General features: G+C 72.7%; 14 protein-coding genes and 1 tRNA gene. 10 read left to right on the forward strand and 5 right to left on the reverse strand.

From position 1 onward, the window contains the following. The first annotated feature begins 25 nt into the window (after positions 1-25). Together P2F65_RS18200 and P2F65_RS18205 are read left to right on the forward strand one after the other, a co-directional pair. Positions 26-1,516, forward strand: coding sequence for an NAD(P)/FAD-dependent oxidoreductase (locus tag P2F65_RS18200; RefSeq protein WP_275811244.1), 1,491 nt, complete (start codon positions 26-28; stop codon positions 1,514-1,516). Positions 1,517-1,546: 30 nt separating this feature from the next. Next, positions 1,547-2,344 (forward strand): SDR family oxidoreductase, encoded by a 798-nt coding sequence (locus P2F65_RS18205; RefSeq protein ID WP_275811284.1) that lies wholly within the window; start codon positions 1,547-1,549, stop codon positions 2,342-2,344. Here the strand turns inward: P2F65_RS18205 and P2F65_RS18210 are convergent, their stop codons facing one another. Beyond that, on the reverse strand, positions 2,345-3,589 hold the full coding sequence (locus P2F65_RS18210; protein ID WP_275811247.1) for a hypothetical protein: 1,245 nt from the start codon (positions 3,587-3,589) through the stop codon (positions 2,345-2,347). Between the two features lie 87 nt (positions 3,590-3,676). Between P2F65_RS18210 and P2F65_RS18215 the strand changes: the two genes are divergently transcribed. The 4 genes from P2F65_RS18215 to P2F65_RS18230 all read left to right on the forward strand — a co-directional run bounded on the left by P2F65_RS18215 (position 3,677) and on the right by P2F65_RS18230 (position 5,286). Next, a complete protein-coding gene (locus tag P2F65_RS18215; RefSeq protein ID WP_275811250.1) occupies positions 3,677-3,973 on the forward strand; it encodes a hypothetical protein in 297 nt (98 codons plus the stop codon). 10 nt (positions 3,974-3,983) lie between these two features. Then, positions 3,984-4,057: transfer RNA gene (locus tag P2F65_RS18220), tRNA-Leu, on the forward strand. A 91-nt stretch (positions 4,058-4,148) separates the two neighbouring features. After that, a complete protein-coding gene (locus P2F65_RS18225; protein WP_275811253.1) occupies positions 4,149-4,994 on the forward strand; it encodes a Bax inhibitor-1/YccA family protein in 846 nt (281 codons plus the stop codon). Between the two features lie 7 nt (positions 4,995-5,001). Further along, complete coding sequence (locus P2F65_RS18230) at positions 5,002-5,286, forward strand: hypothetical protein (protein ID WP_275811256.1); 285 nt, start codon at positions 5,002-5,004, stop codon at positions 5,284-5,286. 21 nt (positions 5,287-5,307) lie between these two features. On the opposite strand, the gene P2F65_RS18235 is transcribed toward P2F65_RS18230, so the two are convergent. The 3 genes from P2F65_RS18235 to P2F65_RS18245 form a co-directional block, all read right to left on the reverse strand. After that, positions 5,308-6,348 carry a DUF695 domain-containing protein gene (locus P2F65_RS18235; protein WP_275811259.1) on the reverse strand — a complete coding sequence of 347 codons (1,041 nt, stop codon included), beginning with the start codon at positions 6,346-6,348 and terminating at the stop codon, positions 5,308-5,310. A gap of 103 nt (positions 6,349-6,451) precedes the next feature. Beyond that, positions 6,452-7,675: an acetyl-CoA C-acetyltransferase gene (locus P2F65_RS18240; protein WP_275811262.1), complete on the reverse strand. Its 1,224-nt coding sequence runs from the start codon at positions 7,673-7,675 to the stop codon at positions 6,452-6,454. Positions 7,676-7,727: 52 nt separating this feature from the next. Then, positions 7,728-8,810 (reverse strand): SGNH/GDSL hydrolase family protein, encoded by a 1,083-nt coding sequence (locus P2F65_RS18245; protein WP_275811265.1) that lies wholly within the window; start codon positions 8,808-8,810, stop codon positions 7,728-7,730. Positions 8,811-8,953: 143 nt separating this feature from the next. Here P2F65_RS18245 and P2F65_RS18250 point away from each other — a divergent pair, with 143 nt between their 5' ends. Further along, positions 8,954-10,336, forward strand: coding sequence for a cystathionine beta-synthase (locus tag P2F65_RS18250; protein ID WP_275811268.1), 1,383 nt, complete (start codon positions 8,954-8,956; stop codon positions 10,334-10,336). Positions 10,337-10,364: 28 nt separating this feature from the next. On the opposite strand, the gene P2F65_RS18255 is transcribed toward P2F65_RS18250, so the two are convergent. After that, complete coding sequence (locus tag P2F65_RS18255; RefSeq protein ID WP_275811271.1) at positions 10,365-11,255, reverse strand: cobalamin-binding protein; 891 nt, start codon at positions 11,253-11,255, stop codon at positions 10,365-10,367. Here P2F65_RS18255 and P2F65_RS18260 point away from each other — a divergent pair. The 3 genes from P2F65_RS18260 to P2F65_RS18270 all read left to right on the forward strand — a co-directional run. Continuing rightward, positions 11,254-11,757 carry a GNAT family N-acetyltransferase gene (locus tag P2F65_RS18260; RefSeq protein WP_275811275.1) on the forward strand — a complete coding sequence of 168 codons (504 nt, stop codon included), beginning with the start codon at positions 11,254-11,256 and terminating at the stop codon, positions 11,755-11,757. The two genes, P2F65_RS18255 and P2F65_RS18260, sit on opposite strands and share 2 nt — an antisense overlap. 33 nt (positions 11,758-11,790) lie before the next feature. Continuing rightward, positions 11,791-12,306 carry a DUF1992 domain-containing protein gene (locus P2F65_RS18265; RefSeq protein ID WP_275811279.1) on the forward strand — a complete coding sequence of 172 codons (516 nt, stop codon included), beginning with the start codon at positions 11,791-11,793 and terminating at the stop codon, positions 12,304-12,306. Between the two features lie 257 nt (positions 12,307-12,563). Beyond that, positions 12,564-13,050 (forward strand): DUF222 domain-containing protein (locus P2F65_RS18270; RefSeq protein WP_275811282.1); only part of this gene is annotated, 487 nt, incomplete at its 3' end.

A 13,050-nucleotide genomic window follows, 5' to 3' on the forward strand; every position in this document is an offset into this window, starting at 1 on the left:
CTTACTGCTGGTAAGTTCTGCGCCCATGGAGCCGGAGACCCCGCCCGCGCCACACCACCGCGTCGCCGTCGTCGGCACCGGGTTCTCGGGCCTGGGCATGGCGGTCAGGCTGGCCGAGCGCGGGGAGGACTTCGTCGTCCTCGAGAAGGCCGGCGAGGTGGGCGGCACCTGGCGCGAGAACCGCTACCCCGGATGCGCGTGCGACGTCCCCTCGCGGCTGTACTCCTTCTCCTTCGATCTCAAGCCCGACTGGAGCCGGGACTTCGCCACGGCGGGGGAGATCTGGGACTACCTGCGTGAGGTCACCGACCGGCGCGGCCTGCGTAGGCACATCGCCTTCGGCGCCGACCTCGTCTGCGCCGAGTGGGACGACACATCCCGGCGCTGGTCGCTCCGGGCCGCGGACGGCCGCGAGTGGACCGCCGACGCCCTCGTGCTCGGTGTCGGTGCCCTGCACGAGCCGCGCCTGCCCGACGTCGAGGGCCTCGAGGGCTTCGGTGGCCCGGTGCTGCACTCGGCTCGCTGGCCCGAGGACGACGGCCTCGACGGACGCCGGGTCGCCGTGGTCGGCACGGGCGCGAGCGCGGTGCAGATGGTGCCCGAGCTGGCCACCCGGGTCTCCGAGCTGACCGTCTTCCAGCGCACCCCGGCGTGGATCCTGCCGAAGAGCGACCGGCCCTGGAGCGCGCGTCGCCAGCGGCTGTTCCGCCGGTGGCCGGCCCTGCAGCGGGCGGTGCGCTGGGCCACGTTCTGGGAACTCGAGGCCCGCGTGCCGCTGTTCACCCGCTACCCGGCCGTGGCCCGACTCGCCCAACGGCTGGCGTTGCGAAACCTCCACCGAGCGGTCAGGGACCCGGAGGTCCGCCGCGGGCTCACGCCCCGCTACACGCTGGGCTGCAAGCGGGTACTGCTCTCCAACGACTACTGGCCGGCCTTCGAGCGCGTCAACGTCCACCTCGTGACCGAGCGGATCACGCGGGTCGAGCCGGGTGCGGTCGTCACGGCTGCTGGCGTGCGCCACGAGGTCGACGCCCTGGTGCTGGGCACGGGCTTCGACGTCACCGGCTCGTTCGAGCGGCTCGACGTCCGCGGGCCGGGCGGCCGCAGCCTGGCGGAGTCGTGGTCCGGTGGCATGCACACCCACCTCGGCATCACGGTCGCGGGCTTCCCCGAGCTCTACCTTCTCCTCGGGCCCAACACCGGCCTCGGCCACAACTCGGTGGTGCTCATGATCGAGGCGGCGACACGCTACGTGCTCGAGTGCCTCGACCGCGGTCGTTCCGGCCCCAGCGTCACCACGGTGGACGCGCAGCGCCGGTTCATGGAGGAGGTGCGGCGGCGCAGCCGGCGCACCGTCTGGGCCACGGGCTGCCGCAGCTGGTACCTCGACCGGTTCGGCAACAACACGACGCTGTGGCCGGGCTCGGTCGTGGGCTACTGGTGGCGCACGCGCCGCGTCGACGACGCGGCGTTCGAGCCGGTGAGGCAGCGAGAGCTCGTGGAGGAGAACGCATGAGGGGCAAGGACCTTCGCGCCGAGGGTCTCGATCGTCACCGGCGGCGGCTCGGGCATCGGCCGGGCCATCTCCGCCGAGCTGGCGCGGCGGGGCAGCCACGTGGTCGTGGCCGACCTCGACCGCGGCCGGGCCGAGGAGGTGGCAGCCGGCCTCGGTGACCGCGGCAGTGCGGCCGGGGTCGACGTCGTCGACGCGGAGGCGGTGCGCGAGCTCGTCGCGGCGACCACCGAGCGACACGGCCGGCTCGACGTCATGGTCAACAACGCCGGCGTCGCCATCGGCGGCCTGCTCGAGGAGCTCGACGAGCGGCACTGGACCAGGGCCCTCGACGTGAACCTGCGCGGCGTGATCAACGGCGTCACCGCGGCATACCCCGTCATGAGCGCGCAGCGCTCCGGCCACATCCTCAACACGGCCTCGCTCGCGGGCCTCATACCGGCCCCCGCGATGCTGCCGTACACGACCACCAAGCACGCCGTCGTGGGCCTCTCCACCGCCCTGCGGGCGGAGGCGGCGAGCCGCGGAGTGCGGGTGAGCGTGCTCTGCCCCGCCTTCGTCGACACCCCTCTGCTCGACGACGTGTATGCCGCCCCGGCCTCCTTCGGGGGCGGCACGAGCGTCCGGTCGCGGGTGCGCCTGGTGCAGCCGAGGTTCCTGACCCCGGAGGCGGTGGCCACCCGCGCGGTCGACGGCCTCGCCGCCAACAAGGCGGTCATCCCGGTGGGCTGGCTGGCCCACACCCTGTGGCGGCTCAACCGGTTCGCGCCGGCCGTGGCCCGCGGGCTGGTGCAGGCGCAGGTCGGTGTGCACCGCAGGCTCAGCCGCTAGCTAGTTGTACGGGCTCGTCAGGCAGGTCTCACGGGGGAACGGCGTGCCGTTGCTCGGGTGCGGCGTGATGGTCACGACGGTGCGGGTGGCGCACGGGGTCGTCGGCTGCACGGGAGGTGTCGGCTGGGCGGGCGTCGTCCTGGAGGAGCGTGGGGGCGTGGGCGTCGGGTCCAGCGGTGTGAACAGCTCGTCGGGGTCGGGGGCCGGCGGAGTCCCCGCGGTGCGGCTGAGGTCGTCGTCGGTCCGTCGGGTCCAGGTTCCGTCTCCTTCGCGCAGGAGCAGCCCCGCCCGCCCCGAGGCGACGGCCACGACGGGACCGCGCGGGGTGTCGAGGACGGAGATGTCTCTCGGAGCCACGGGGAGCGGCTCGTCGTCGCACGTGTCACCACCCGCCTGGCGCACCTGCTCCAGCTCTGCCCCCGGCATCCGGTAGTCGGTGGTCCACGTGGTTCCACCGTCGGTCGTGGCCTCGACCCACGGTTCACGGGTTCCGGGGTGGCGCCGCCAGCAGCGCTGGGGCTGCGCGGTCGAGCACGTCTCCTCGAGGGACGGACCGAGGTCGGACACCCGGGCCTGGTCCACGCCACTCAGGCGGCTCAGCCGGCCATCGGTGTCGATGGAGACGCTCCGGTAGCTCAGGGAGACGACGAGGCGGTTCTCCGCACCGGCGGGTGGGCCGCTGAAGTCACCCCGGACCACCCCCACGTCCCGCAGGCCCTCGGGTGTGTGACAGGGGGAGGTGGCGGCGGTGGCCACCACGGCGAAGGGGAGCGCGAGGGAGCCCAGGGCGAGTCCCAGGCTGTGACGGCCGGGTGACGTGGGCCGCCGCAGGGCCCCCGCCACCCAGGCTGCGAGGAGGAGGGCGGGGAGGGCGGCCAGGTCGGTGGGATCGCGCAGGATCCGCGTCGGCCAGAGCAGTGACCAGAGCGCGTTCGCCGCGTCGACGCCACCCTCTGTGGTCTTCACGAGCACGAACCCGACGCCGGTCGCGACGAGGGAGACCCCCGCGGGCCGCGGCACCCGCAGCAGCGCGAGGCCCACGGCCAGCAGTGGCGGGACCACCACCAGCCCGGCCACGTCGCTCAGCTTGCCCGTGACCACGCCCGGGGCCGCCTGCTTGAGCACGTGGTCGTTGAGCGCGAGCACGGCCAGCGCGAGCAGGGTCGGGGGCGCGCCGAGCCACCTCAGCGCCCGGCGAGTCTCATCCGCAGACGGGCGACTGCCCCCACCCCCGTGTGTGCCCACGACGAGGATCATGGCGGCTCGAGGTCTCGCGGCGGCGGCTTTTTCACAACGCTGCGGCACCGGTCGTGGCGGACCTACCATGCGGATATGGCCCTCGCCGCCACGAGCTGGTCGCCCCGGCCGCTCCCGGCACGCACCCCTGCGCCCCCGGGGCGCGCTGCTCCTGCGCTCGGTCGCGCGGTGCCTGCGGCCGCGGTTGCGGCGCTCGCGGCGCCTCTGACGGCCGCCGTGCTGATGCTGCTCGCCGCCGGCTCGCCGTCGGCGACCACCACCGAGCCGGAGCCTGCCCCCGTGCCGACGACGACCATCGTGCCGACCCCGGGCAGGGAGCCGGCCCCCGTGCCGACCGCGTCGCTGTCTGGGGTGGAGGCGGTCGCCCCCTAGGCTTGCGCCTGTCCCCGTGGCCCAACTGGCAGAGGCAGGCGACTTAAAATCGCTGTGTTGCGGGTTCGACTCCCGTCGGGGGCACGAGGGTCTCGGGAACATTTGTCAGGTCCCGAGCAATTACTGTGTGTGAGACGGCCCCAGCAGGCCGACCAAGCCCCCAAGGAGGGACTTCATGGCCAGTAACCCGGTGTTCAACCGGATCGAGCGCGAGGCCGAGCAGGGCTACGCCGGCTTCCGTGACCGCGGACCCCAGCCGCCGCAGCCCGCGGCGCCTGCGCCGTCGTGGGGCCAGCCCACGATGAGCGACCAGCAGCTCCAGGAGATGTACAACCAGCCGCCGGCCAGCGCGGTGCAGGCCGGCCGGGTCACCCTCGACGACGTGGTCATGAAGACCGCCGGGCTCTTCGTCCTGCTGCTCGTCTTCGCGGGCGTCGGCTGGGCGCTCGCGCCGCAGTTCGGACCCGTCATCGTGCTGGGCGGCATCGCCCTCACCCTCGTGCTGGGCCTGGTCATCGCCTTCAAGAAGACCGTCAGCGTGCCCCTCATCGTCGGCTACGCCGTCGTCGAGGGCCTGCTCGTGGGCGCCGTCAGCGCTGTCTACGCCGACTTCTACGAGGGGATCGTCACCCAGGCGGTGCTGGCCACCCTGTCCGTCTTCGCGGGCATGCTCCTGGCCTACAAGGTCGGCCTGATCAAGGTCACCGACAAGTTCCGCCGCATCATGACCATGGCGATCATGGGCTACGCGCTCTTCGCGGTGGTCAACCTCGGCTACGCCCTCATCACCAACACGCCGTTCGGCTTCGGCGGCACCGGCGCCCTCGGCATCGGCATCTCGATCTTCGCGGTGGGCCTGGCCTCGCTGTCGCTCGCCGTCGACTTCGACTCGATCGAGCGCGCCATCGCGGCAGGAGCCCCGCAGAAGTACTCCTGGCTGCTGGCCCACGGCCTCATCGTGACGCTGGTCTGGCTGTACCTCGAGATCCTGCGCCTGCTCGGACGCCTGCGCAGCGAGTGACCAGCCGGTGACCGTCCCTGCAACCTCCCCGGTTCCGCAGGGCGTGGCCGACGAGTTGCGGCGCGTGGTCCAGCGGTGGCAACAGCTGCCGCTGGACCACGCGCTTCGCTGTGTGCCGGCCGTGCGGGAGGTCCTTGCCGGCCTCACTCCCGAGGACGTGCCCGACGTGCCCGACCTCGGACCCGCGGTCGTGATGGACCAGCTGACCGTCCTGGTCTACGACGCCTGCCGGGCGGGGCCGGCCGAGGGCCTGGAGGCGGTGCTGGCCGGCCTTCGTCGCAGGCTCGCCTGAGGGCCCTGCCCGCCGCGGCCCCTAGGCCCGCAGGTGGGCGACGTTGTGCCAGCCGGGGTCGGACGTGACCTGGACGCGGATCCGCCCCTGCTCCCACGCGTCCACCGCCGCCCGCATCTGCTCCACCGCCGGCGTGGTCGAGTCGACGTAGATGTGCAGCACGCGCATCCCCCGGTGCGACTGGTGGGCGACGATGCGCCCACTGCCGGAGATCCGCTCGGTGAGGTGCTCCTCCAGTGCCCGCAGCGGCCCCAGGGACCCCGGCCCGGGATAGCCCTGCTCGGTCAGGTCGGTGTAGGGCACCAACACGGCCACATGGGTGTCCAGGGTGGGCGCCGTCACCGGCGAGAGAGGCACTTGCGCGAGCGCCATGACCGGCCCCTCGTCGCCCTGGGCCTCCATGACCACCCAGTTGGGGGTGCCGTCGTCGGCGGTGTTGTCGTCGCGCAGGTCGCTCACCACGCTGCGCAGGCCGGTGAGCGGGAAGCCGTCGAGCGGCGGTTCGGTGGCGCAGGTGATCTCGCCGACCCAGGCCTCGACGTCGTCCTCGCCGAGCGCGGCGTCGAGGGCCAGGAAGGCGACCTGTCCGCGGAGCTGCTCGTCGAGGTCGACGAAGAGCGGGTGGTACACGCTGACCTCGAGGTGCAACCCCTCGCGCCGCGCCCCCACGCGGATGTCGTTGAAGGAGACCTCGCGGTCCCCGATGCCGAGCACGATGTCCCCGACGTCCCGCGCGGGCTGACGCGAGGCAGCATACTCCCAGGTCTCGTCGACCGCAGGGCAGGAACGGAGCCAGCGACTTGCCAGGGGGCGCAGCTCGGGGTCGCCCTCGGCGGTCACCACGAGCACGTGCTGGGCGAGGTCGCCCGCCCCCACCTCCCAGGCGAGGTCCGGGTGGATCGTGCCGACCGCCTCGTTGAGCTGGTCCGCGACCCGGTCCGGCTCGCGGTCCTCGATGGCGGACGTCACCGCGTCGCGGCCCGTCGACGCCCACCAGTCCCAGAATGCGGCGATGGCGGCAGCGGGCTCACCGGGGCGCGCGTCGCGTCGGAAGAGCCGCATGCGAGCCATCGTTGCCGAGGCAGAGACGCCGAAGGGCGGCTTTCCCGTAATCCGCTTCCGGGAAGCCGCCCTCGGCGGTGTGGGGCTGCTGCCGGCCCCGGCGTCAGCTGAGGCGCTCGTAGATGATCGCCATGCCCTGGCCGCCGCCGACGCACATGGTCTCGAGGCCGAACTGGCCGTCGCGGGCCTGCAGGCCGTTGAGCAGTGTCGTCGTGATGCGGGCCCCGGTGGAGCCGAAGGGGTGGCCGAGGGCGATGGCGCCGCCGTGCACGTTGAGCTTGTCGAAGTCCATCCCGAGGTCGTCGGCGCTGGGCAGCACCTGGGCCGCGAACGCCTCGTTGATCTCGTAGAGGTCCATGTCGCCGATCGACATCCCGGCGCGGGCCAGCGCCTGCCGCGAGGCCTCCACCGGGCCGAGGCCCATGATCTCGGGGGAGAGGGCGGAGACGCCGGTGCCCACGACGCGCGCGAGCGGGGTGATGCCGAGGTCCTTGGCCCTCGCGTCGCTCATGACCACCACGGCGGCCGCGCCGTCGTTGAGGGGGCAGCAGTTGCCGGCCGTGATGGTGCCGTTCTCGCGGAACACCGGCTGCAGCTGCGAGACCGCCTCGAGGGTGACGCCGGCGCGGGGGCCGTCGTCCCTGGTCACCACGGTGCCGTCGCTGAGCGTCACCGGGGCGATCTCGCGCTCGAAGAAGCCGTCGGCGATGGCCTTCTCGGCGCGGTTCTGGCTGCTCACGCCCCACTCGTCCTGGCGCTCGCGGGAGACGCCGCGCAGGGTGGCGACGTTCTCGGCGGTCTGGCCCATGGACAGGTACACGTCGGGGACCAGGCCCTCCTCGCGGGGGTCGGTCCAGGTGGTGTTGTCCTTGGCGATCTGCTCGCTGCGCGCCTTGGCGTCGGCGAACTTCGGGTTCTGGTTCTCGCCCGCCGACCCACCCGCACCGGCCCAGTTGCTGTACTGCGAGACGCACTCGACGCCGCCGGAGATGAAGATGTCGCCCTCGCCGGCCTTGATGGCGTGGTAGGCCATCCGGGTCGTCTGCACCGAGGAGGCGCAGAAGCGGTTGACGGTCGCGCCGGGGAGGTGGTCGAAGCCGGCGAGCACCGAGATGACCCGGGCCATGTTGGAGCCGTGCTTGCCCGAGGGCTCTGCGCAGCCCCAGTAGAGGTCCTCGACCAGCGAGGGGTCGAGCTGCGGCACCTTGGCCAGTGCGGCCTCGATGACGGCGACCGAGAGGTCGTCGGGGCGCACGTCCTTGAGCGAACCCTTGAAGGCGCGCCCGATGGGCGTGCGGGCGGTCGAGACGATCACTGCTTCGGTCACTTGGTGTTCCTCTCGTCAAGCGGTGGGGGTGAGGGCCGCGGTAAGCGGGCGCTCAGTCACCGACGATCGTATGCCGTTCCGGCTCGCCCCCCGGTGTGGCCTTGGTCTCGCCCTCCGGCGCCTCGTCGCCGCCCCGCCGGGCGATCGGGATGCGCGGACGGCGCAGCAGCTTCGCCCAGCGGCCGCGCGGCCCGCGCGCCTGTCCGGCGATCTCGGTGGCGCTGACCTCGGTGCCGGCGTCGCGCACCGCCTGCTCTGCCGCGAGGGCCACGGGGCCGATGCCCTCGCCGCGCCTGCGGTCGGGCAGCCGCTCCTCCTCGGGCGCCCCCTCCCACACGCCGAGGGCGGCATAGACGCTGGGCAGGAGCGCGGCGGCGCAGCGGGCGTAGCCGGCAGGGGAGGGGTGGAAACGGTCCTGGCTGAACAGCTCGTGCGGTCGCTCGGCGAACTCCGGGCCGAGCAGGTCGCCGAGCGAGACGGTGCGCCCGCCGGCCTCGACGACGGCGACCGTCTGGGCGGCCGCGAGGTCGCGGCTCCAGCGGCGGCCGAGCATCCGCAGCGGCTGGGGGATCGGCCCGATGGTGCCGAGGTCCGGGCAGGTGGCGACCACGACCTCGGCGCCGACGTCGCGCAGCCGCTTCACCGCCGACTCGAGGTGGCGGACGGCGACGACACGGTTGACGCGGTGGGTGACGTCGTTGGCGCCGACCATGATCACTGCCACGTGCGGCTCGGGCACCCGGTCGAGCGCGTTGGCGACCTGGAGCTCGAGCCCCGCGGACTCCGCGCCGATCACGGCCGCGTTGGTCAGGTGGACCGGCCGGCCGGTGAGGGCGGAGACGCCGGTGGCGATGATCGCGCCCACGGTCTGGTAGCGGTTGTCGGCGCCCATGCCCGCGGCCGAGGAGTCGCCGAGCATGAGGAGCTGGACCGGCTCGCCCGCGCCGGCGCCGTAGACGCCGTCGTCGTCGGGTGCGCCCTCGAAGTGGATGCCCACGACGCGGCGGGCTATCCGGGCCTCCGCCTTGAGCAGGCCGTAGCCGAGGGCCCCGAGCGCGCCGATTCCGGCCGCGACCCCGCCACCGCCGTAGGCCGCGGTCGCCGCGATCCTGCGTGCGCGTCGTGCCCGCCCCATCCCTGCTCCTCTCAGCCCTCGGGTCACCCACCGTAACGACCCCCGCGGACAGGTTGTGCCCGAGGCCGGCCCACCCGACGTGGGGCGCGCGCGGACCTGCCGCACGGCATACGGAATGTCCAGCATCTGAGAGGATGGCCGGCGTGAAGTACGCAGAGCACATCGCCGACCTCGTCGGGAACACACCCCTCGTCAAGCTCAACAACGTCACCAGGGACGCGGGCGTGGCCTGCACGGTCCTGGCCAAGGTGGAGTACATGAACCCGGGCGGGTCCGTGAAGGACCGCATCGCCCTGCGCATGGTCGAGGCCGCCGAGGCCTCCGGCGAGCTCAAGCCCGGCGGCACCATCGTCGAGCCGACCTCCGGCAACACCGGTGTCGGGCTGGCGCTCGTGGCGCAGCGCAAGGGCTACTCGTGCGTGTTCGTCTGCCCCGACAAGGTCAGCCAGGACAAGCGCGACGTGCTCAAGGCCTACGGCGCGGAGGTCGTCGTCTGCCCGACCGCCGTCGCCCCCGACCACCCCGACTCCTACTACTCGGTCTCCGACCGGCTCGTGAAGGAGATCGAGGGAGCCTGGAAGCCCAACCAGTACGCCAACCCCGAGGGCCCCAACTCGCACTACGCCACGACCGGGCCGGAGATCTGGGAGGACACCGACGGCAGGGTCACGCACTTCGTGGCCGGCGTGGGCACCGGCGGCACCATCACCGGCACCGGCCGTTACCTGCGCGAGGTGTCCGCCGACCGCGAGGGTGGGCGCGTGCAGATCATCGGCGCCGACCCCGAGGGCTCGGTCTACTCCGGTGGCTCCGGTCGTCCCTACCTCGTCGAGGGCGTCGGTGAGGACTTCTGGCCGAGCGCCTACGACCCGAAGGTCGTCGACCAGGTGATCGCCGTCAGCGACGCCGACTCGTTCGGCATGACCCGCCGGCTCGCCCGCGAGGAGGGCCTGCTCGTCGGCGGATCCTGCGGCATGGCCGTCGTGGCGGCCCTGCGCGCGGCCAAGGACCTGCCCGCCGACGCGGTCGTCGTCGTCCTGCTGCCCGACTCGGGTCGCGGCTACATGTCGAAGATCTTCAACGACGAGTGGATGAGCTCCTACGGCTTCATGAAGGCGGCGGGCGAGGCCACCGTCGGCGAGGTGCTGCACAAGAAGGCCGGCGACCTCCCGGCGCTGGTGCACACGCACCCCACCGAGACGGTGCGCGACGCCATCGAGATCCTCCACGAGTACGGCGTCTCGCAGATGCCGGTCGTCAAGGCCGAGCCGCCCGTCATGGCCGGCGAGGTGGCCGGTGCGGTCAGCGAACGCTCGCTGCTGGAGAAGCTCTTCGCCGGCAAGGCGCACCTGACCGACTCGGTCGAGCAGCACATGGAGCCGTCGCTGCCGCTGGTCGGAGCCGGCCAGCCGATCGCCGACGCCCGCCACGAGCTCGAGACCGCCGACGCGATCATGGTGGTCGAGGACGGCAAGCCCGTGGGTGTGCTCACCCGGGCCGACCTGCTGGCGTCGCTCGTCGACTGATCGCGCTGCGCGACGACGCGTCTCAGTTTCAGCGGAGGCGCCGGGCCATCTCCGGGCTCGGCGCCTCCGCCGTTTCCGGGTGGAAGATCCCGGCGAGGGCCTCGACGCCGTCGACCAGCCGGGGCCCGGGGCGCGCGAACGACGCGTTCGCGTCCACGGCCCAGACCGGTATGCCGTGGGGCAGGTGTCCGTCGTCGATCGCCCTCTGCGCCAACGCCGTTGCGCCGTCGAGGTGGTAGCCGCAGGGGGCTGCGAGGATGACCTCGGGGCCGCTCTGGTGCACGGCCGCCCAGGTGGTGCGCGCCGACTTCTCACCCGGCACACCCAGGGCGTTGACCCCGCCGGCAGCGGTCACCATCTCGGGCACCCAGTGGCCGGGGGCGAACGGCGGGTCGGTCCACTCGAGCACGAGCGCACGCGGCGCACGTTGCGCCGCAACGGTTTTCGCGACACGACTGAGTCGCTGCCGCAGGTCGGCGACGATCTCGTCAGCCCGGTCGCGGGTGCCGGTGGCGTCGCCGATCGTGGTGATCGAGGCCAGCACCTCCTCGAGGGTGTGCGGGTCGATGGTGAGCACCTCAGCGCGGCAGCCGAGGTAGTCGAGGGCGTCGTCGACCTTGCTCACGTCGACGGCGCAGACAGCACAGAGGTCCTGCGTGACGACGAGGTCGGCGTCGAGCTCGGCGAGGGCGCCGGCATCGAGGTGGTAGAGGTCCTCGCCTGCGTGCGTCGCCTTCGTCACGAAGGCGTCGATCTCGTGCGGGCTCAGGCCCTGCGGGATGGCGGTCGTCGAGACGATGCGGCGGCTGCGGGCCTCGGCCGGGTAGTCGCACTCGAAGGTCACCCCGACGACCTGGTCCCCGGCGCCAAGCGCGAACAGGATTTCCGTGGTCGAGGGGAGGAGGGACACTGTGCGCATGGAGCTGACCCTACGGGAGCTCGACGAGGGCGACGAGGGCGTGCTGCAGGCGCTGCTCGAGTCCGATCCCGGCTACAGCGAGCGGGTCACCGGCTACCCGCCAGGACCCTCGGACGCCCTCAGCCTGCTGATGATGCGCCCGGAGTCGGTGCCCGAGACGCACAAGGTCGTGCTCGGCCTGTTCCAGCGCGACGAGCTGGTGGCGGTGGTCGACCTGCTGCGCGGGTACCCGAGCCCCGAGTACGTGTTCGTCGGCCTGCTCCTGGTGGCGGGCAGCCGGCAGGGCCAGGGTGTCGGTGCGGCGGCCATGGCCGCCGCCGAGAGGTATGCCGGGCAGTGGCCGGAGGTGCGCCTGTTCCGGCTCGCGGTGGTCGACACCAACGCCCCGGTGCTGGGGTTCTGGCTGCGGCTGGGGTTCGAGGCGACGGGGGAGACGAGGCCGTACCGGTACGACCACCTCGAGTCGACCACCCGGCTCTACGAGAGGGACCTGCGGGGCTGACCCGTCGTCCGTCGGCGGCTTACGCTCGATCGCATGGACCCGTACGAGTCCCTGGTCGAGAGGCAGATCCGGGAGGCGCAGGAGCGCGGCGAGTTCGACAACCTGCCCGGAGCCGGAAAGCCGTTGAGGGGCCTGGACTCGGACGACCCGGACTGGTGGGTCAGGCAGCTGGTGCAGCGCGAGGGCCTCGACATGACAGACGCGATGCCGCCGGCCATGGCCCTGCGGAAGGAGGCTGCCGGGTTCCCCCACTCCCTGCTCGACCTGCGCACCGAGGAGTCGGCGCGGGCGGTGCTCGAGGACTACAACCGCCGGGTCAAGCTAGACCGCCTGCGGCCGGTGGTCGGGCCGTTCCCGCCGATGCTGGCCCGCACGGTGGACGTGGACGAGCTGGTCGAGCAGTGGCGAGTGCTGCGAGCGGAACAGAACGAGGAGGAGCCACCCCGGCAGCAGCCTGCCGTGAGGGCCCTTCCGAGCAGCCCGTCCCTGGCCCGGTACGACTCCGAGCCGTGGTGGCGGCGGATTCTCGACCTCGTGCGAGGGCGCTGACTCCTCGCCCAAAGTCAGTGTCAGACCCCTCTTCTAGCGTTGTTGGCACGCGTCGAGGACACGTGCGAAGGGGGCTTCCATGGCAGGGGATGCGAAGGCGACAGGCGTCCCCGCTATGTCCGCGCTCAGTGCCAGGTCGCTCGACACGCACGTTCGATCACGTGCTGCGATGGCGTACCCGCATCACCGAAGTCGGGTTGTCAGACCGCTCTTCTAGTGTTGGTCCCACGTTCGACGACGAGCGTGAGGGGGAGTTGATGGCGCGCGATCCGAGGGTGTTCGGGGGTGGCGCAGCTGCGCCCGGTGACTGTGCGGCGCCCCTGCCGAGTGCACCGCCCCTCACCACTGCGGACCTTGCTTCGTTCCTCGAGAGGTTGCCCACGCTCGACACCGCCGTGTCGGACGCCGAGCGGGTCGACCAGCTCGGCCTGTTGGAGGCGGTCAAGCACGCCTGCGCCGGCGCCCAGGCCTCCGTGGCGGTGGCGTTCGACGCCTCCCAGCGCGCGGTGCAGGCCGGAGCGGGGGTGCCGGCCCGGGAACGCGGTCGAGGGGTGGCCGCCCAGGTGGCCCTGGCCCGGCGCGAGTCCCCGGCACGGGGCTCACGGCACCTCGGGCTCGCCAAGGCGCTGGACGCCGAGCTGCCCCACACCGGCGAGCACCTGCGCCACGGCCGGGTCAGCGAGTGGCGAGCCACCATCTTCGCCCGCGAGACCGCCTGCCTGGGCCCGGCCGACCGCCGCGCGG

The sequence above is a fragment of the Knoellia sp. p5-6-4 genome (assembly GCF_029222705.1).
In the GTDB taxonomy this organism is placed as follows: domain Bacteria; phylum Actinomycetota; class Actinomycetes; order Actinomycetales; family Dermatophilaceae; genus Pedococcus_A.

What these genes read in the sequence shown, in the direction of transcription:
- P2F65_RS18260 (WP_275811275.1), top strand. Translation starts at nt 11,254, where the DNA reads ATGGAGCTGACCCTACGGGAGCTCGACGAGGGCGACGAGGGCGTGCTG.
- P2F65_RS18235 (WP_275811259.1), bottom strand. Translation starts at nt 6,348, where the DNA reads ATGCGGCTCTTCCGACGCGACGCGCGCCCCGGTGAGCCCGCTGCCGCC.
- P2F65_RS18200 (WP_275811244.1), top strand. Translation starts at nt 26, where the DNA reads ATGGAGCCGGAGACCCCGCCCGCGCCACACCACCGCGTCGCCGTCGTC.
- P2F65_RS18245 (WP_275811265.1), bottom strand. Translation starts at nt 8,810, where the DNA reads ATGGGGCGGGCACGACGCGCACGCAGGATCGCGGCGACCGCGGCCTAC.
- P2F65_RS18215 (WP_275811250.1), top strand. Translation starts at nt 3,677, where the DNA reads ATGGCCCTCGCCGCCACGAGCTGGTCGCCCCGGCCGCTCCCGGCACGC.
- P2F65_RS18255 (WP_275811271.1), bottom strand. Translation starts at nt 11,255, where the DNA reads ATGCGCACAGTGTCCCTCCTCCCCTCGACCACGGAAATCCTGTTCGCG.
- P2F65_RS18225 (WP_275811253.1), top strand. Translation starts at nt 4,149, where the DNA reads ATGGCCAGTAACCCGGTGTTCAACCGGATCGAGCGCGAGGCCGAGCAG.
- P2F65_RS18265 (WP_275811279.1), top strand. Translation starts at nt 11,791, where the DNA reads ATGGACCCGTACGAGTCCCTGGTCGAGAGGCAGATCCGGGAGGCGCAG.